Here is a 16969-nt window from a genome sequence, read left to right on the forward strand (position 1 = left end):
CGGCGCGGGTGCCGGCCTAAGCTGGCGGGCGGCGGTTCCACAGCTCCGCCGCGCGGCGCTCGTCGCCGGCGAGCGGGCCGATGGACTGGCAGTGGTTGCACACCACCGCCCACATCGCCAGGTCGACCTCGATGGCGCTCGCCGGCGCCGTGCCGCAGAACGGGCACGGCTGCAGGTAGTCGGCAGCGGCGGCAGTCATCGCGGCCGCTCAGTGGTGCTCGACCGCCGGGCGCGGCACGCTCGGCAGTTCCGGCGTCGGCGCGTCGTCGAGGACCAGCTCGGGGCGGTTCGCCTCGTCGGCGGTCTCGTTGTTGAGCACGGCGGCGAGCTTGTCGCTGTCGAGCGCGTTGCACCACTTGGCGACGACCAGCGTGGCGACGCTGTTGCCGACGAAGTTGGTCAGCGCGCGCGCTTCCGACATGAAGCGGTCGATGCCGAGGATCAGCGCGAGGCCGGCGACCGGCACGGAGCCGACCGCCGACAGCGTCGCGGCGAGCACGATGAAGCCGGAGCCGGTGACGCCGGCGGCGCCCTTCGAGGTGAGCAGCAGGATCAGCAGCAGCGTGATCTGCTGCGACAGGTCCATCGGCGTGTTGGTCGCCTGGGCGATGAAGACCGCGGCCATGGTCAGGTAGATCGAGGTGCCGTCGAGGTTGAACGAGTAGCCGGTGGGCACCACCAGGCCGACCACCGACTTCTCGGCGCCGGCGTTCTCCATCTTCGCCATCAGGCGCGGCAGCGCCGATTCCGACGACGAGGTGCCGAGCACCAGGAACAGCTCTTCCTTGATGTACTTGATCAGCTTCCACACCGAGAAGCCGTGCATCGCGGCGATCGAGCCGAGCACGCCGAAGACGAAGACGACGCAGGTGACGTAGAAGGCGCCCATCAGGCTGGCGAGCTGCGCCAGGCTGCCGACGCCGTGCTTGCCGATGGTGTAGGCCATCGCGCCGAAGGCGCCGATCGGGGCCACCTTCATGATCACGCCGACGATGCCGAAGAGCACGTGCGAGAGCTTCTCGATCAGGTCGAACACCGGGCGGCCGCGGTCGCCGAAGGCGTGCAGCGCGTAGCCGAAGAGGATCGAGAAGAACAGCACCTGCAGCATGTCGCCCTTGGCAAAGGCATCGACGACGCTGGTCGGGATGATGTTCATCAGGAAGTCGGTGGTCGACTGCATCTTGCCCGGCTCGGCGTACTTGGCGAGGCCCTTGGCGTCGATCGTCGACACGTCGACGTTCATGCCGGCGCCCGGCGCCCAGACGTTGACGACGACGAGGCCGATGATCAGCGCGACGGTGCTCACCACCTCGAAGTAGAGCACGGCGTAGCCGCCGGTCTTGCCGACCTTCTTCATGTCCTTCATGCCGGCGATGCCGACGACGATGGTGCAGAAGATGATCGGCGCGATGATCATCTTGATCAGCTTGATGAAGCCGTCGCCGAGCGGCTTCATCGCCGCGCCGGCATCCGGATAGAAATGGCCGAGCGCGACGCCGATGGCGATGGCGATCAGCACCTGCACGTAGAGACTCCTGAAAACCCCTTTTTTCACAGCGCAACCCCAAGTGTAGTTATCGAGTGGGGCGGAGTATGGCGACCGCGGTCGGCGGCATCCATTGTGGGTATCCGAATTGTGGATAGCCACAATAGGCTTCGCCGATGGTTCGCGAACGGGGCTCGGTTTCGTCGGCGCTCTTTGGTACCATCTGCCGCATGGGCATGGCGCACAAGGGAAAAGGCATGAGCCTCAGGCCGTCGCAGGCGTTGAGCGAGAATCGGGAACTGATCCGGCAGATCGTCAGCCGTCACCGCTCGAGCAATCCGCGCGTCTTCGGTTCGGTGTTGCAAGGCACCGATACCGAGGCGAGCGACCTGGACCTGCTGATCGACCCGCTGCCCGGCGCGACCCTGTTCGACCTCGGCGCCATCCAGATCGAGCTGGAAGCGTCGCTCGGTGTCCCGGTCGACGTGCTGACGCCGAAGGACCTGCCGCAACAATTCCGCGACCGCATCATCGGCGAGGCCGCGCCGGTATGACGCCGCCGGACCGGCAAGCCGACTATGTCCGGCTGATGCAAAACGCCGCCATCCAGATCATCGACTACACCGCCGGCATGGACCGAGAGGGGTTTCTCGCCGACGCCAAGACCCAGGACGCGGTGATCATGAAACTGCTGGTGATCGGCGAGCTCGCGGCAAAGCTGATCGACGGGCACTCGGCCCTGATCGCCGCGCATCCGGAAATCCCGTGGCACCAGATGAAAGGCATGCGCAATCGCATGGCGCACGGCTACTTCGAACTCGACCTCGACGTCGTCTGGGAAACCGTCCGGCAAGCGATTCCCGACCTGGCGAAGCATCTGCGGGCGCTGGCGCACTGAGCGCCGCACAGTCTTTCGCTCCCGCCCTCGGGGATGCCGCCGCCTCGCCGCGGCCGCCCGGCCGCCTCGTGGTTTAATCTCGCCATGGAACCCAGCCTGCCCCCCTCCCCGCCCCAGCAGCGCACGCAGCGCATCATCCCGATCCGCCGGCGCTACAACAAATGGGTCGCCGACGAGACGCTCGAGGATTACGCGCTGCGCTTCACGCCGCGCAGCTTCCGCAAGTGGTCGGAGATGCGCGTGGCGAACACCGCCTTCGGCGCGTCGTCGTTCCTGGTGCTGGAGGCGGTCGGCGCGACCATGCTGGTGCAGGCCGGTTTCCTCAACGCCTTCTGGGCGATCCTCGCCACCGGGCTGATCATCTTCCTGCTCGGCCTGCCGGTCAGCATCGTCGCCGCCCGCCACGGGCTGGACATGGACCTGCTGACGCGCGGCGCCGGCTTCGGCTACATCGGCTCGACCATCACCTCGCTGATCTACGCCTCCTTCACCTTCATCTTCTTCGCGCTGGAAGCGGCCATCATGGCCTACGCGCTGGAGCTCGCCTTCGGCATCCCGCCCGCGTGGGGCTACCTGATCTGCGCGCTGGTCGTCATTCCGCTGGTCACCTACGGGGTGACGGCGATCAGCCGCCTGCAGGCGTGGACGCAGCCGCTCTGGCTGGTGCTGCTGATCCTGCCCTATGCCTTCGTCCTCTCCGAGGACCCCGCCGCGTTCTCCGGCCTGTGGACCTGGGGCGGCCAGCGCGGCGGCGACGGCAGCTTCGACCCGCAGCTGTTCGGCGCCGCACTCACCGTCGGCATCGCCCTCGTCACGCAGATGGGCGAACAGGTCGACTACCTCCGCTTCATGCCCGAGAAGACCCCCGCCAACCGCTTCCGCTGGTGGGCGGGCGTCACCCTCGGCGGACCGGGCTGGATCGTCCCCGGCATCCTCAAGATGCTCGGCGGCACGCTGCTGGCGTGGCTCGCGCTGCGCAACGCGGTGCCGGTGGACAAGGCCGTCGATCCGAACCAGATGTACCTGATCGGCTTCTCGCACGTCTTCGACAGCACGACGCTGGCGATCGCCGCCACCGCGCTGTTCGTCGTCGTTTCGCAGCTGAAGATCAACGTCACCAACGCCTACGCCGGCTCGCTGGCGTGGTCCAACTTCTTCTCCCGCCTCGCGCACAGCCACCCCGGCCGCGTCGTCTGGGTCGTCTTCAACACGGCCATCGCGCTGATGCTGATGGAGCTGGACGTCTTCGCCGCGCTCGGCCAGGTGCTCGGCCTCTACTCCAACATCGCCATCTCGTGGATGGCGGCGGTGGTCGCCGACCTCGTCATCAACAAGCCGCTCGGCCTCTCGCCGCGCGGCATGGAGTTCAAGCGCGGCCACCTCTACGACATCAACCCGGTCGGCGTCGGCGCGATGGGCATCGCCTCGCTGCTCGCCGTCGCCACCTTCACCGGCACCTTCGGCGCCGCGCTGCAGCCCTACGCCCCCTTCGTCGCGCTCGGCGCCGCCTTCGTCCTCGCGCCGCTGATCGCCTTCCTCACCCGGGGCCGCTACTACCTGGCGCGGGACCCCCGCGCCAACGTCGTCGACGGCGGCCGCTGCGCGATCTGCGAGCGCGACTACGAGGCCGAGGACCTGACCCACTGCCCGGCCTACCAGGGCAACATCTGCTCGCTGTGCTGCTCGCTCGATGCCCGCTGCCACGACCAGTGCAAGCCCGAGGCGACCCTCTCGGCGCAGTGGCACGCGGTGCTGCGCCGCCTGCTGCCGCGCGCCGTGCAGCCCTACCTCGACACCGGCCTCGGCCACTACCTGCTGCTCATGCTCGGCATCACCAGCGTCCTCGCGCTGGTGCTCGCCATCCTGTACACGCACGAACTGCTCAGCCTCGCCGAGCCGAACGCCCAGGTCGTCGCCCGCCTGCAGGACAGCTTCATCAAGATCTTCGCCGCGCTGGTGCTGCTGGCCGGCGTGATCGCCTGGTGGATGGTGCTGACGCAGCAGAGCCGCCATGTCGCGCAGGAAGAATCGAACCGGCAGACCGAGCTGCTGCTGCAGGAAATCGAATCGCACCAGCGCACCGACGCCGCGCTGCAGCAGGCGAAGGCCGCGGCCGACCAGGCCAACCAGGCGAAGAGCCGCTACATCACCGCCATCAGCCACGAGCTGCGCACCCCGCTCAACAGCATCCTCGGCTACGCGCAGATCCTCGCCGCCGACGAGGACATCCCCGAGAACCGCCGGCAGGCCGTCAACGTCATCCGCAAGTCCGGCGACCACCTGCTCTCGGTGATCGAGGGCACGCTCGACATCGCCCGCATCGAGGGCGGCAAGCTCAAGCTCGACGTGCGCGCCCTCGACTTCCCCGAGCTGCTGCAGCAGATCGTCGGCATGTTCGAGCTGCAGGCGCGCAACAAGGGGCTCGCGTTCGACTACCGGCCGGCGGACACGATTCCCGCCGTGGTGCGCGCCGACGAGCGCCGGCTGCGCCAGATCCTGATCAACGTGCTCGGCAATGCGGTCAAGTTCACGGCGCGCGGCAGCGTCGCCCTCACCGTCGACTGGCGGCGCGACATGGCCACCTTCGAGATCCGCGACACCGGCCCCGGCATCGCCGCCGCGGACCTGGCGCGGATCTTCGAGCCCTTCGAGCGCGGCAGCTCGGTGCAGGCCGGCGGCAGCGGCGTCGGCCTGACCATCGCGCGCATGCTCACCGACCTGATGGGCGGCGAGCTGCAGGTCGCCAGCACGCCCGGCGAAGGCTCGCTCTTCCGCATCCGCCTCTTCCTGCCGCAGGTGCATTCCGCGCAGGCCGGCGCCGAGCTGCCGAAACGCAACCGCATCGGCTACGCCGGCCCGCGCCGGCGCATCCTCGTCGTCGACAACGAAAAGGACGACCGCGACCTGCTGCAGAACGTGCTGGAGCGGCTCGGCTTCATCGTCGAGCAGGCGGCCGACGGCTACGAATGCCTCGCCGCCGTGCCGCGCTTCATGCCGCACCTGGTCTTCATGGACCTCGGCATGCCCGGCATCGACGGCTACGAGACGATCCGCCGCCTGCACCGGATGGGCATTCCCGGCGTCGAAGTCGCCATCCTCTCGGCCAACGCCTTCGACAAGGGGCTCGACAACGACGCGGGCATCGCCGCCGACGACTTCATCGTCAAGCCGCTGCAGGTGAACGCGCTGCTCGACTGGCTGGGCCGGAAGCTCGACCTCGAATGGATCGCCGCCGGCGCGCCGCCGCCCACCGCGGCGCCGGAACCGGCCGTGCCGCCGCCGCTGGTGCCGCCGGACACCGGCCACCTCGCCGCGCTCGACGAACTGATCAACCTCGGCTACCTGCGCGGCATCCTCGCCAAGCTGGCCGAGATCGAGGCGCTCGACGCCCGCCACGCCGAGTTCGTGCGCGTGCTGCGCGAGCTTGCGCGACAATTCCAGTTCGACGCGATGACGGAAATCCTGAACCAGACGCGCCATGCAACCCGCTGAACGACGCCCCAACGAACTGCCGGCCGGCGACGGCGCCGCCGGCATCGTCCTGATCGTGGACGACGTGCCGGAAAACCTCGCGCTGCTGCACGACGCGCTCGACGACGCCGGCTACACCGTGCTCGTCGCCACCCGCGGCGAAGCCGCGCTGCAGCGCGCCCGCCAGGCCCTGCCCGACGTCATCCTGCTCGACGCGCTGATGCCCGGCATCGACGGCTTCGAGGTCGCCCGGCGGCTGAAGGCCGACTTCGCGACGCAGGGCATCCCCATCGTCTTCATGACCGGCCTGACCGAAACGGAGCACGTCGTCGCCGCCTTCGCCTCCGGCGGCGCCGACTACGTCACCAAGCCGATCCGCCCCGCCGAAGTGCTCGCCCGCATCGCCGCGCACATGACCAGCGCGCGCCAGATGCGCCAGGCGCGCAGCGCGCTCGACGCCTTCGGGCAGGCCACCGTCGCCGTGCGCGCCGCCGACGGCCGCATCGTCTGGCAGACGCCGCTGGCGCGCGGGCTGCTCAAGGCCGCCTTCGACAACCCGGAACACGTCGCCCCGCCGGAACTGCTCGACTGGATCGCCGCCGCGCTGCGCGCCCGCGGCGCCGCGCAGCCGATCCCGCCACTGCTGCACGGCAGCGGCAGCCGGCGCCTGCTCGCCTCCTTCCACGACCAGACCGCCGACGACGAATGGCTGGTCGTGCTGCGCGAGGAGAACGACGCCTCCGCCATCGACTCGCTGATCGCCGCCTTCCGCCTCACGCGCCGCGAGGCCGAGGTGCTCTACTGGGTCGTGCAGGGGAAGACCAGCAAGGACATCGGCGACATCCTCGGCAGCAGCCCGCGCACCGTGAACAAGCACCTGGAGCACGTCTTCGAGAAGCTCGGCGTCGAGACGCGGACGGCGGCGGCGAATCTGGCGATCGGCAGGATGCGGGGGGCGTAGCGGGCGGGATGCTTCGTGGCCTTTGCTGCTGTTGATTGGCAGCCAGTCTGACGATGGCAAACGACCCAACTCAGACGTTCGACTCGCCTGGGCCGGCTCTCAGATCACCGATGACAAGGGGGGGCTCAACGAGCAAAGTCATTGGACGGATTGTCAGAAGACAACGTCATTCATGCGCTTGTTTTTTGGTTGAGCTTGCTTTGGAATTCGCGCGATGGCTTAACCGGGCAAACATCCCGAGCGCCAACGCGCCAAGCACACCACCCAAGAGGAATTTGCCGAATGCCACGACAACTGCCGCCCCAGATAACAAGCCGTATCCAACTGCGCCATCGAGGAGATTTAAGCCCCCTTCTATGGTCTTGCCAGTACGAGATTTCGACCAGAACCAAGACATGACTCTAACGTCCTGATCGGCGGCGGCCGCGCCAAGAAGCAGCGCAGCCCCCCCTGCACCGCGGGGTTAGGGGCCACAAGGGCTCACGGTAAGCCACAACTGTCCTCGATTAGCGCAAACCCCAACGGCATGCCCTTAGACGGACTTGGGCCGAGAGTAAGCGAAAGGCGTTGAGCAAGAATGTCTCGACTTTTTGCGTCGATGACCTGACCTGCCCGGCGATTTTCGGACCAGCTGAAACTTGAGAAGATGGCTTCCTTGAAGAAAGGGAGTCATGAGAAAGAGCCGATTTACGGAAGCGCAGACCGTCGCGATCCTGCGTGAAGCGGACAAGAGTTCGGTTGCCGAAGTAGCGAAGAAACACGGCATCAGCGAACAAACGATCTACAGCTGGCGGCAGCGCTTCGGTTCGATGAATGCCGATGAAGTGAAACGGCTGCGGCAGCTTGAGCAGGAAAATGCCCGGCTGAAGAAGCTGCTGGCCGAACGTGATCTCGAAGTCGAGATCATGAAGGAGATCAACGCAAAAAAATGGTGAGCGCACCCGCCCGGCGCCGGCAGGCAGAGTACGCCAAGGGGCGTGGCCTGTCGGAGCGGAAAGCGTGTGCGCTGACCCGTACGGCGAGATCGGCGCTCCGTTACGAATCACGCATGCAGAAGAAGGACGCACCGGCACTGGCGGCCATGCGCATCCTATCGGCACAGTACCCACGATACGGCTACCGGCGCATTCAGGTCTTTCTCGAACGCCAGGGGCAGCGGATGAGTACTGACCGGGCTTGGCGCCTGTGGCGCAAGGCAGGGTTGCAGGTGCCGCGGAAGCGGCCAAGAAAGCGGATTGCGCTGTCTCGCCCCCGGCCGCAAGCGCCGCTTGCAGCCGGGCAGGTATGGGCTTACGACTTCGTATTCGACGCCTGCGCCAACGGTCAGCAGCTGAAGTGTCTGACAGTCGTCGATGAATACACGCGAGAGAGCCTGGCGATCGATGTCGCCGGTTCGATTCGTTCCGGGAGAGTGATCGAGGTGCTGTCACAACTCATCAGCACGCACGGTGCGCCCAAGATTCTGCGCTCGGACAACGGCCCCGAATTCGTTTCCCGGGCGCTGCTGCGCTGGGCGGCCAACGAGAATCTCGACATGGCACTGATCGACCCCGGCAAGCCGTGGCAGAACGGTATGGCAGAAAGCTTCAACGGCAAGTTCCGGGATGAATGCCTGTCGATGGAGTGGTTCAGGAACCGAACGGAAGCCAAGGTCGTAATCGATCAATGGCGTCAGCATTACAATGAAATCCGTCCGCATTCGAGCCTGGGCAACCAGACTCCGGCGGCATTCAAGAAGCAGTGTCTTTCAACCACCAAACCGGGAGCCATTTTCCAGGAATGAGTGGCCCGAAGAATTCAGGCAGGTCAAATGCACCACCTTTCACCGCAGTGGTATTTCCTATGTCGGCTATCGGGCTACCTGAGAAAGGGAAACATACTTGCGCATCCACCTTGGTGACTAATCCAGCCACCAAAATTTCGGCTTGCCACGCCGAAGGGTCACCAAACAGTGCGTAGGGGTCACCGACTATTTGGTAGTTCCGGCTTTGGAGTTCATTTCGGAATGTCTCGGTCAGCTCTTCATCGGTGATGTTTAGCCTGCCACCTCGCCAACCAATATCTGCACCAGGAAAACACCCCCAGCCGTGGCGAATTTTTCCGATTTGTTCGCCAAGAGGAATCTTCGCTAGAACCTTCCGAAACTCAATTGGCTTGGTCTGATGGCCGGATGGAACTTCGAGGGGAGCCCGAACTTCGGCTTTTTGCACAGGATTAACCGTGCAAGCGCTCAAAATTCCTGCGGCTAGCACAGATAGGAATGAAGGGGTAAGAGACCAACGATTCATTGGGTAGCACCTACGTCAAAGGTGAGGAGCGTGCCGCCGACAGGGGAAGCGTTCCCTCGACTGCTCACGGTTCATTTCGGCTCAGGCATCTTCTCTTCGAGAGCTCTTATGAACTGCGGGGGAAATTGAGCGCCACGCGAGCGGGCAGCATTCACCTTTTGCCACGCTTCAGCAAAGCGGCCTTCGAAATACAGAGACCGTGCCCAACTGCGCCAAGTATTCGGATACGTCGGGTCAAGCTTGGTACTTTCCTCAAAAAACCGATTCGCCAACGAAAAGTACTTCGTGCGCTCACTGGAGCCGTTCGCACTGTTGTTTGCCTTCACTGAATAAACCGAGGCTGTGTCTGTGAGCAGGGCAACCTTTTGATACTCATCGTCAACGAGTTGGTTGGCTTTCTCAAGCTGCTTAATGGACTCTTCAAGTTGCCCTTGCTCAACTAAGACACGCCCAAAGCCCCAATAGGGACGGAAGCTGTTTGGGTTTAGTAACCACGATTGGTTGTACCTGCGCATGGCGTAGTCAAGGTTGCCTTCTCTCATGTATTTATCGCCTTCCATCCACCAAGCCACACTTGCTTTTTCTCGGCCTCCGAGACCTTCCGATGCCTGCTTAATAAATTCCTCGTCGGCGCGTTTCAGTACTTCGGGACGTTCAAGCACCGGCTGCCCATACATTGGGACATTGTCTATGCGTGTGCCGCCTGTCGTTACGCACCCAGACAGAAAACCGACAGCAGAGACAACGGCAGCAATAAGAAATTGGGAATGGAGTGATTTGGACATGGCGTGGAAATTCCTCAAGAGCGCCAACGAGTGGAGCTAATCAGTACCGGAGCGCGAAGCGCGGAGGGAACCCAACAGCGCAGCCGTTGGGCGTCAGGTTGAGCAGGGTTAGGCATTTCGGGAGTGGCAGACGGTGTTCAGACGATGCGAATGAATGGGCGGCGCAAGTTCTCGCTGAGGCGTTGGAACAAACTTTAGGAAAAAGCCACGATCAAAAGTGCATGTTCCGATTGCCCCCTCTATGCTGCAGATGCCATCGCCATTCACCGCTCCCGCGGCAAAGGGACCTTCGAACCAGTCGCCATTCACCCAAGTGATGCGACCGACGCCGTGGTATTCGCCGTTCTTGAACTCGCCCTCATAGGTCTCGAGGCTTGGCCGCACAAGTTTCCCTAGTCCATTCCATGAGCCATTTTGAAAATGGCCGTCGTACATTCGGCCATCTTCGAAGAAGAACTTTCCTTGGCCGTTGTAACGGCCGTTTGCAAGATAACCTTCGTACTTACCAACGTCTTTGATTATGAATATGCCATAACCATGCGGCAGATCTTTTTGATACTCGCCTTCGAAGACGTCACCATTTGCACCACGATATGTACCTTTTCCATGCCTTTGGCCATCCTTAAATGCGCCACGATATTCACCGCCGTCGCGGGATGTAAGTACTCCTTCTCCGTTGTAGAGCCCATTTTGGAACGAGCCGGTATAGCGATCCCCATCCTTCCAAAGGATTTTTCCTTCTCCGTGAAATAGCCCTTCGCGAAAATGGCCTTCATAGAGACCGTTATCGGGCAGGGTGGCAGTACCGTACCCATTCATTCCAGGATAGTAGGAAGACCTGCAGTCTCGCTCTTCCGCATTAACACCTGAAGCAATAAATGCGGTCACCGCAAAGGCCAGCGCAAAGGCAGTTGGTAGTTTCGGGAGCATAAAATTCCTAGCAGTGCTGATATGTTCAACGTGCTACCCAACGTGTAGCCAACCGGCGCCGAGCACGCGTAGCTTGCTTGGCGTCCGGGTAAGCAATGTTAGGAATCATTGCGTGAGACGCCGAAGCGGGCCCATGCAAGCGTAAAACGACGGCTCTTGGCACATGACCATTTCGCTCATCGTGGGGTGGAAAAAAATAAAGATGGTCACCGTGTTACCAACGGGCGTTCCACCGGGTTTGCCATCACAGCCAGTGCGACCATTGCTCTTGGTCACCACATCCGTCATACGATAGAACCCATTCAGATCGGGTTTGTCGCTAATAGTAAATCGGCTCTCGCCTATCTCTTCGCCGCTGGTCACTACGGACGTATTATCCGGGCGGTAGTCGTACACCTCTGAACAGTTGTTCTTTGCATACGTCCATGCCCATTTCCCATACAACGGATGTTGCGCCGATGAATAACCGACGTTTGCAACGGCTGAGGTTGCTAGAAAACAGATGAAAAGCGCTGCAGCGGTTGTCTTCATGATGTGATGAGTCCCAGGGTGTGTTCACAGCAACCAGATATAGACACATGCGAGATGCAAGAAGGCGTTGAAGCGATGGGCGAGCTTGTCATATCTATTCTGATTGAGTATTTGCCCGACAGTCGGGTCTTCCAGCGGCGGATAGTCTAGGCGGTTTCTGTGACGTTGGCATCACCCTATTCGGTTGGGTTTTCGATAGCGGCCGGGTTGTCGAAGCGAAGATTGGGCAGTGCCTCCATGCCGAGCGCCTCGCGCAGCGCCGGCGTCCGGCCACCGAGGCGGTAGCCCTGATGGGTCCGGTCGAGGTTGTAGTAGCCCATGAACTCGTCGAGGTCGCGCTGAATCTCGTCGATCGACAGGTAGAAGGTTTCCCGCCCCTTCACGCGGAAGCATTCGCCGAGCAGCCTCCGGTTCATGCGCTCGACTAAGCCGTTAGTACGCGGGCTCCTGACCTTGGTGTTGCGGTGTTCGATGTCTTCGATGGCGAGCAGCAGCTCGTAGGGATGGGACTCCGGCTTGCCGCAGAACTCGCGGCCGTTGTCGGTCAGGATCGCCTGCACCGGCACGCCGGCGCGTCGTAGAACGGCGGCACGCGCTCGTAAAGGAGATCGCAGGCGGTGACCGGCATCTTCGAGCTGTTGTACTTGGCGAAGGCGAGCGAGCAGAAGGTGTCGCGGTGATAGCCAATGATCTTGCATGGCACGGGCGACGTTGCCGAGTTCATCGGCCAACTGCAGCAGCGAAAGCTTGCGTTTAATACTCTGAGAAAGTGCGGTCACGGTGATCTCCTATGCAAATCGGGTGTGTGGAAACTCCAATTTGTCAGAAGACCCGGCGACCGCTCACCCGCTTATGTGGGGGCGGGAGAGCAGACCTCGCTCGGGGGCGAGTGTCGGAAAATAACCAAACCAGTTCAGCCGCCCGGCCGCTGTTCAGCCCTTGGCGGACACTGGCAGCTGGTCAACCTGAATCCGGTCGATGTAACCCACCGTCATTCCGGGCTTGACCCGGAATCCAGTGGGGCCCTTCTGGATTCCGGCGTTCGCCGGAATGACGAACGCATTGGTCAGTTTCAATATGACTGGCTACCAGGCCGCGCCGCCGGTCAGTACGTCTTGTACGGCAAGAACTTTCCGCTCATGACGATCCTGACCCGATCCCCCTTGGGGTCGGGCTCGCGCGTGAGGTCCATGTTGAAATCGATGGCGCTCATGATGCCGTCGCCGAACTCCTCATGGATCAGCGCCTTGAAGGTGGTGCCGTACACGCTCACCAGCTCGTAGAAGCGGTAGATCAGCGGATCGGTCGGCACGGCGCTCGGCAGCGAGCCCTTGTAGGGGACGACCTGCAACTGCTCGACGGCTTCGTCCGGCAGGTCGAGCGCGGCGCCGACGGCCTTGGCCTGCGCTTCGCTCAGGGTCATCTGGCCGAGCAGCGCCGCGGTGCTCCATTCCTTGCTGTGGCCGACGATTTCGGCCAGATTGGCCCAGCTCAGCTTCTTCTTCGCTTTCCGGATGACGATCAGATCGGTGACATCTTCGCGGTTCATGGTGCTCTCCTTACAAGATTAAGCGGCAAGTGATGGGGTAAGCGATTCGTCTTCGCCGGGGCGGACGACCGGGGGAGGGGTCTGGCCGGCCGGCTGGGCGTCTTTCGACCGGCTGACGAGGAAATCGACCAGATGGTTGCGGATGCGGTAGAAGCGCGGGTCGTGGTGCAGGTCGTGGCGCGTCCGGCTGCGCGGCAGCGTCACTTCGACAATCTCGGCGATGCGGGCGCGCGGCCCGTTGCTCATCAGCAGGATGCGGTCGGACAGCAGGATCGCCTCGTCCACGTCGTGGGTGATCATGAACACGGTCTGCGCGGTGGCCTGCACGATCCTGAGCAGCTCGTCCTGGATCGTGCCGCGCGTCAGCGCGTCGAGCGCGCCGAAGGGCTCGTCGAGCAGCAGCATCTTGGGCTGGATGGCGAAGGCGCGGGCGATGCCGACGCGCTGCTTCATGCCGCCGGAGAGCATGCTCGGCCGCTTGTGCAGCGCCTGGCCGAGCCCGACCATCGCCAGGTACCTGGCCGCCTGCTCCTCGACCTGCGCCCTGGTCCATTCCGGCCAGCGCGAGCGGACGCCGAACTTGACGTTGTCGATCACGCTCAACCACGGCATCAGCGCGTGGCTCTGGAAGACGACGCCGCGGTCCAGCCCCGGCCCGGCCACCTCGCGGCCGTCCATCGCGATGTCGCCGGCGCTGGCCGTCTCCAGCCCGGCCAGCGCATTCAGGATGGTCGTCTTGCCGCAGCCGGAATGGCCGATGATGCAGACGAACTCGCCCTTCTCGATGCAGAAGTTGACGTTCTCGAAGACCGGCGCGTCGCTGCCCGGGTAGGCCTTGGCGAGGTTTTTGACTTGCAGGAAGGCCATGGCGCTTACTCCGTATAGCTGACCAGTTTTTGCAGGCCGGCGAAACAGCGGTCGAGGACCATGCCGACGACGCCGATGACGAGAATGGCGAAGATCACGTTGGGCAGCGCCAGGTTGTTCCACTCGTTCCACACGAAGTAGCCGACCCCGGTGCCGCCGACCAGCATTTCGGCGGCGACGATGACCAGCCAGGCGATCCCCATCGAGATGCGCATGCCGGTCAGGATAGTCGGCGCCGCCGCGGGAAGGATCACCGTCAGCGCCTTGCGCAGCGGCCGCACTTCCAGCGTGCGGGCAACGTTGAGCCAGTCGCGGCGGACGTTGGCGACACCGAAGGCGGTGTTGATCAGCATCGGCCACAGCGAGCAGATGAAGATCACGAAAATGCCCGAGAGGTCGGAATCCTTGATCGTGTAGAGCGCGAGCGGCATCCAGGCGAGCGGCGAAATCGGCTTCAGCACCTGGATGAAGGGGTCGAGCGCCCGGTGGAGCAGCGGCGACATGCCGACGGCGAAGCCGAGCGGCAGCGCGACCAGGATCGCGAGCAGGAAGCCGGCGCCGACGCGGGCCAGCGAGTGGCCGAGCTGGATGGCGATGCCCTTGTCGTTCGGGCCGTTGTCCTTGAACGGCGCGGCGAGATGGGCGGCGATCGCCTTGCCGACTTCCTGCGGCGGCGGGAAGCCGCCGGACCTGGCGGCCCCCTTGCCCATCAGCGCCGCGTATTCGTCCTGCGCCGCGGCCTGCTGGGCGCTTTCCTTCGGCTGCGTGGCGACGAACCACGCGCCGACGAGGAAGACCAGCAGCAGCACCGACAGCAGCAGACTTTTCCAGTGTTCGCGTTTCATTGCTCAGGCCCGCTTCAGCGCGAAGGAATTGACGTAGGCGTCGGCCTGCATCGGGTCGAACTCCTTGCCCATGACCTTGAACCTGGCGTAGCCCTCCTTCGGCGCCGGCATGCCGATCTCGGCCATGCGCTTGCGCGCATCGGTCAGCAGGTAGACGCGCTCGGCGATCTCCCGGTAATTGACGTCGCCCTTGAGGTAGCCCCAGCGCTTCATCTGGCTGAGGATCCACACCGCCATCGAGTACCACGGGAAGGGGTCGAAGTCGGCGCGGGTCGGCGCGTTCTGCACGCTGCCCAGGCCGTCGGCGAACTTGCCGGTGAGCACCTGTTCGAGCACCGTCTTCGGCTGGTTCAGGTAGCCCGCGGGCGACAGCACCTCGGCCATGATCGGGCGGTTCTTCGGGTCGCGGGCCATCTTGGCGGCGGTCAGGATGGCCCGGTAGAGCGCGGCGAAGGTGTTCGGGTTCTGCTTGACGAAGTCGGCCGGCACGCCGAAGGAGCAGCAGGGGTGGCCGTCCCAGATTTCCTTGGAGAGGATGTGGATGAAGCCGACTTCGTCGAACACGGCGCGCTGGTTGAAGGGGTCGGGGCCGAGGTAGCCGTCGAGGTTGCCGGCGCGCAGGTTGGCGACCATCTCCGGCGGCGGCACGACGCGGATCTGGATGTCCCGGTCCGGGTCCAGCCCGTGCTCGGCCACGTAGTAGCGCAGCAGGAAGTTGTGCATCGAATACTCGAAGGGCACGGCGAACTTGAATCCCTTCCACTGCCGGGGATCGCGCTTGTCCTTGTGCTTGACGTGCAGCGTGATCGCCTGGCCGTTGGTGTTCTGGATGGTGGCGACGTTGAGCGGCATCGGGTTGGAGCCGATGCCCATGCTCATCGCGATCGGCATCGGGGCGAGCATGTGCGAGGCGTCGTATTCGCGGTTGAGCACCTTGTCGCGGATCAACGCCCAGCCGGCGGTCTTGATCATCTGCACGTTGAGGCCCTGCTGCCGGTAGAAGCCGAGCGGGTCGGCCATCAGCAGCGGGCTCGCGCAGGTGATGGGAATGAAGCCGATCTTCAGGTCCTTCTTTTCCAGCGGGCCTTTTTCCTGCGCCATGGCTTCCAGCGCCCCGATCGGGAACAAGCTGGAGAGCGCCGCCAGCGCCGTCGAACGGCCGACGGCGCGCAGGAAGCGGCGGCGCTCGCCGTCGTCCGGGAAGACGGCACGCACGATGGCCGATTCGATGGTGCGGCGGTGCAGCGACTCCTCGCCGGCCGCGACCGGCAGGTCGGCAGCCGCGGCCAGCGCCGCGTCATGCGCGGCCGGCGAGGAATGCTTGCCGCAGGGGCAGCTGCCCAGACGGGTGCCGTCGTGGAAGGGGTCCTGGAAAGCGGACATGGCGATCTCCTTCTGGAAATGGCGTCAAAGAGGACGTCAAAGGGCGGGGTCGTGAAATTCGATGTCGTGCCGGTAGAGCTCATAGGCACGGTGGTATTCCATGACGCGGGCGACGTCGTCGATGAAGTCCTCGTCGTAGCCGGCGCGGCGCAGCAGGTGGAAGCCCAGCTCCATGCCCGAGGCGATGCCGCCGGCAGTCACGATGCGCCCGGCATCGACCACGCGGGCGCGGCTGACGCGGCAGGCCGGCGCCATCTCGGCCAGCCGGTCGATCGGCGTCTTGCCCAGGTGCGAAGCCTCCAGCCGGTCCGGCTCCTTGCGGTTGGTGGCCGGCAGGCCGTCGAGCAGGCCCATGCGGGCATAGATCCACGACCCGGTGCACACGCTGGTCAGGAGGCATTCCGGCGGCAGCGCCCGGATGTAGCGGTGCAGGTTGGCGTTGTGCGTCTCCTGCCGCGTGCCGAAGCCGCCGGGAATCAGGAAGGCGTCCATCGCCGGCCGGTCGGCAAAGCTGTAGCCGGGAACGACGGTCAACCCGGCCTGCGTCTGCACCGGCCGCATCGATTCCGCCACCAGGAAGGTGTCGAGCTCGGGGTCGAGCCTCCGCGCCACCGAAAACACGCCGGCCGGGGCCGCGTAATCGACGATCTCGGCATCCTTGAAGACGTAGATGCCCAGCCTGAAACCTGCTTTGCGTGCCATGCGACGATCTCCCGAAAATGGCCTTGGCGCCTTCGCTCCAGGCGAAGACTGGCCGACGGGAGCCATTCTGGCGACGCGGGGAAGGCCCCGGTATCGCGACAAGCGTGATTCGCGTGTAGTGCGATCACTACAAGCTCGGTCGCGGCAAGCCGCGCCGGGCGATCCGGGGGGACGGCCGGAATCGGCGCCTAGTCAGTCATGTTGCAACGGATGGATAAGGTCGTCATTCCGGCGAAAGCGCCCCGCAGGAAGTGCCCTTGGGGTGCCGGAATC

The 16969-nt window shown here is 64.0% G+C and carries 18 protein-coding genes; 5 read left to right on the top strand and 13 right to left on the bottom strand.

All coding sequences use genetic code 11. The features are described from left to right. Positions 1 to 16: 16 nt before the first annotated feature. Entirely contained in the window at positions 17 to 199 is a 183-nt protein-coding gene (locus IWH25_RS16535) for a Lar family restriction alleviation protein (protein WP_203386857.1), read from the bottom strand. Positions 200 to 208: 9 nt separating this feature from the next. Beyond that, positions 209 to 1525 carry a dicarboxylate/amino acid:cation symporter gene (locus IWH25_RS16540; protein WP_376990318.1) on the bottom strand — a complete coding sequence of 439 codons (1317 nt, stop codon included), beginning with the start codon at positions 1523 to 1525 and terminating at the stop codon, positions 209 to 211. A 218-nt stretch (positions 1526 to 1743) separates the two neighbouring features. Here IWH25_RS16540 and IWH25_RS16545 point away from each other — a divergent pair, with 218 nt between their 5' ends. The 4 genes from IWH25_RS16545 to IWH25_RS16560 all read left to right on the top strand — a co-directional run bounded on the left by IWH25_RS16545 (position 1744) and on the right by IWH25_RS16560 (position 6816). After that, a complete protein-coding gene (locus IWH25_RS16545; RefSeq protein WP_203386859.1) occupies positions 1744 to 2040 on the top strand; it encodes a nucleotidyltransferase family protein in 297 nt (98 codons plus the stop codon). Continuing rightward, positions 2037 to 2384 (top strand): HepT-like ribonuclease domain-containing protein, encoded by a 348-nt coding sequence (locus IWH25_RS16550; RefSeq protein WP_203386860.1) that lies wholly within the window; start codon positions 2037 to 2039, stop codon positions 2382 to 2384. Before IWH25_RS16545 ends, IWH25_RS16550 begins: the two co-directional genes overlap by 4 nt. 84 nt (positions 2385 to 2468) lie before the next feature. Continuing rightward, the gene (locus IWH25_RS16555; RefSeq protein WP_203386861.1) at positions 2469 to 5876 is read left to right on the top strand and encodes a hybrid sensor histidine kinase/response regulator; all 3408 of its coding nucleotides are present in this window, start codon (positions 2469 to 2471) and stop codon (positions 5874 to 5876) included. After that, positions 5863 to 6816 carry a response regulator transcription factor gene (locus IWH25_RS16560; protein WP_203386862.1) on the top strand — a complete coding sequence of 318 codons (954 nt, stop codon included), beginning with the start codon at positions 5863 to 5865 and terminating at the stop codon, positions 6814 to 6816. The genes IWH25_RS16555 and IWH25_RS16560 overlap by 14 nt, the downstream gene beginning before the upstream one ends. A 166-nt stretch (positions 6817 to 6982) precedes the next feature. Here the strand turns inward: IWH25_RS16560 and IWH25_RS16565 are convergent, their stop codons facing one another. Then, positions 6983 to 7213: a hypothetical protein gene (locus IWH25_RS16565; protein WP_203386863.1), complete on the bottom strand. Its 231-nt coding sequence runs from the start codon at positions 7211 to 7213 to the stop codon at positions 6983 to 6985. A 274-nt stretch (positions 7214 to 7487) separates the two neighbouring features. Between IWH25_RS16565 and IWH25_RS16570 the strand changes: the two genes are divergently transcribed. Then, positions 7488 to 8599, top strand: a protein-coding gene (locus IWH25_RS16570; protein WP_203386070.1) for an IS3 family transposase whose coding sequence is annotated in 2 segments (ribosomal slippage) — positions 7488 to 7746 and positions 7746 to 8599 — 1113 coding nt in all. Because the reading frame shifts where the segments join, the coding sequence is not laid out codon by codon here. Here IWH25_RS16570 and IWH25_RS16575 read toward each other — a convergent pair. The 10 genes from IWH25_RS16575 to IWH25_RS16620 all read right to left on the bottom strand — a co-directional run bounded on the left by IWH25_RS16575 (position 8547) and on the right by IWH25_RS16620 (position 16696). Further along, positions 8547 to 9104, bottom strand: a complete 558-nt coding sequence (locus IWH25_RS16575) for a hypothetical protein (protein WP_203386864.1) — start codon at positions 9102 to 9104, stop codon at positions 8547 to 8549. The genes IWH25_RS16570 and IWH25_RS16575 overlap by 53 nt on opposite strands. A gap of 71 nt (positions 9105 to 9175) precedes the next feature. Further along, positions 9176 to 9889: a hypothetical protein gene (locus IWH25_RS16580; RefSeq protein ID WP_203386865.1), complete on the bottom strand. Its 714-nt coding sequence runs from the start codon at positions 9887 to 9889 to the stop codon at positions 9176 to 9178. Between the two features lie 108 nt (positions 9890 to 9997). Continuing rightward, positions 9998 to 10819: an MORN repeat-containing protein gene (locus IWH25_RS16585; protein WP_203386866.1), complete on the bottom strand. Its 822-nt coding sequence runs from the start codon at positions 10817 to 10819 to the stop codon at positions 9998 to 10000. Between the two features lie 105 nt (positions 10820 to 10924). Beyond that, positions 10925 to 11350, bottom strand: coding sequence for a hypothetical protein (locus IWH25_RS16590; RefSeq protein ID WP_203386867.1), 426 nt, complete (start codon positions 11348 to 11350; stop codon positions 10925 to 10927). Positions 11351 to 11526: 176 nt separating this feature from the next. Then, complete coding sequence (locus IWH25_RS16595) at positions 11527 to 12129, bottom strand: integrase core domain-containing protein (RefSeq protein WP_203386868.1); 603 nt, start codon at positions 12127 to 12129, stop codon at positions 11527 to 11529. Between the two features lie 326 nt (positions 12130 to 12455). Beyond that, complete coding sequence (cynS, locus tag IWH25_RS16600; RefSeq protein ID WP_203386869.1) at positions 12456 to 12899, bottom strand: cyanase; 444 nt, start codon at positions 12897 to 12899, stop codon at positions 12456 to 12458. A gap of 18 nt (positions 12900 to 12917) precedes the next feature. Beyond that, positions 12918 to 13766, bottom strand: coding sequence for an ABC transporter ATP-binding protein (locus IWH25_RS16605; protein WP_203386870.1), 849 nt, complete (start codon positions 13764 to 13766; stop codon positions 12918 to 12920). A gap of 5 nt (positions 13767 to 13771) precedes the next feature. Beyond that, positions 13772 to 14611: a nitrate ABC transporter permease gene (gene ntrB / locus IWH25_RS16610; protein ID WP_203386871.1), complete on the bottom strand. Its 840-nt coding sequence runs from the start codon at positions 14609 to 14611 to the stop codon at positions 13772 to 13774. A 3-nt stretch (positions 14612 to 14614) separates the two neighbouring features. Further along, on the bottom strand, positions 14615 to 15994 hold the full coding sequence (locus IWH25_RS16615; protein WP_203386872.1) for a CmpA/NrtA family ABC transporter substrate-binding protein: 1380 nt from the start codon (positions 15992 to 15994) through the stop codon (positions 14615 to 14617). A 36-nt stretch (positions 15995 to 16030) separates the two neighbouring features. Then, positions 16031 to 16696 carry a DJ-1/PfpI family protein gene (locus tag IWH25_RS16620; protein ID WP_203386873.1) on the bottom strand — a complete coding sequence of 222 codons (666 nt, stop codon included), beginning with the start codon at positions 16694 to 16696 and terminating at the stop codon, positions 16031 to 16033. Between the last annotated feature and the right edge of the window lie 273 nt (positions 16697 to 16969).

The sequence above is a fragment of the Azospira restricta genome (assembly GCF_016858125.1).
Lineage (GTDB): Bacteria > Pseudomonadota > Gammaproteobacteria > Burkholderiales > Rhodocyclaceae > Proximibacter > Proximibacter restrictus.

What these genes read in the sequence shown, in the direction of transcription:
- IWH25_RS16585 (WP_203386866.1), bottom strand. Translation starts at nt 10,819, where the DNA reads ATGCTCCCGAAACTACCAACTGCCTTTGCGCTGGCCTTTGCGGTGACC.
- IWH25_RS16575 (WP_203386864.1), bottom strand. Translation starts at nt 9,104, where the DNA reads ATGAATCGTTGGTCTCTTACCCCTTCATTCCTATCTGTGCTAGCCGCA.
- cynS (WP_203386869.1), bottom strand. Translation starts at nt 12,899, where the DNA reads ATGAACCGCGAAGATGTCACCGATCTGATCGTCATCCGGAAAGCGAAG.
- IWH25_RS16615 (WP_203386872.1), bottom strand. Translation starts at nt 15,994, where the DNA reads ATGTCCGCTTTCCAGGACCCCTTCCACGACGGCACCCGTCTGGGCAGC.
- IWH25_RS16535 (WP_203386857.1), bottom strand. Translation starts at nt 199, where the DNA reads ATGACTGCCGCCGCTGCCGACTACCTGCAGCCGTGCCCGTTCTGCGGC.
- IWH25_RS16590 (WP_203386867.1), bottom strand. Translation starts at nt 11,350, where the DNA reads ATGAAGACAACCGCTGCAGCGCTTTTCATCTGTTTTCTAGCAACCTCA.
- ntrB (WP_203386871.1), bottom strand. Translation starts at nt 14,611, where the DNA reads ATGAAACGCGAACACTGGAAAAGTCTGCTGCTGTCGGTGCTGCTGCTG.
- IWH25_RS16580 (WP_203386865.1), bottom strand. Translation starts at nt 9,889, where the DNA reads ATGTCCAAATCACTCCATTCCCAATTTCTTATTGCTGCCGTTGTCTCT.
- IWH25_RS16620 (WP_203386873.1), bottom strand. Translation starts at nt 16,696, where the DNA reads ATGGCACGCAAAGCAGGTTTCAGGCTGGGCATCTACGTCTTCAAGGAT.
- IWH25_RS16545 (WP_203386859.1), top strand. Translation starts at nt 1,744, where the DNA reads ATGAGCCTCAGGCCGTCGCAGGCGTTGAGCGAGAATCGGGAACTGATC.
- IWH25_RS16605 (WP_203386870.1), bottom strand. Translation starts at nt 13,766, where the DNA reads ATGGCCTTCCTGCAAGTCAAAAACCTCGCCAAGGCCTACCCGGGCAGC.
- IWH25_RS16560 (WP_203386862.1), top strand. Translation starts at nt 5,863, where the DNA reads ATGCAACCCGCTGAACGACGCCCCAACGAACTGCCGGCCGGCGACGGC.
- IWH25_RS16555 (WP_203386861.1), top strand. Translation starts at nt 2,469, where the DNA reads ATGGAACCCAGCCTGCCCCCCTCCCCGCCCCAGCAGCGCACGCAGCGC.
- IWH25_RS16565 (WP_203386863.1), bottom strand. Translation starts at nt 7,213, where the DNA reads ATGTCTTGGTTCTGGTCGAAATCTCGTACTGGCAAGACCATAGAAGGG.
- IWH25_RS16550 (WP_203386860.1), top strand. Translation starts at nt 2,037, where the DNA reads ATGACGCCGCCGGACCGGCAAGCCGACTATGTCCGGCTGATGCAAAAC.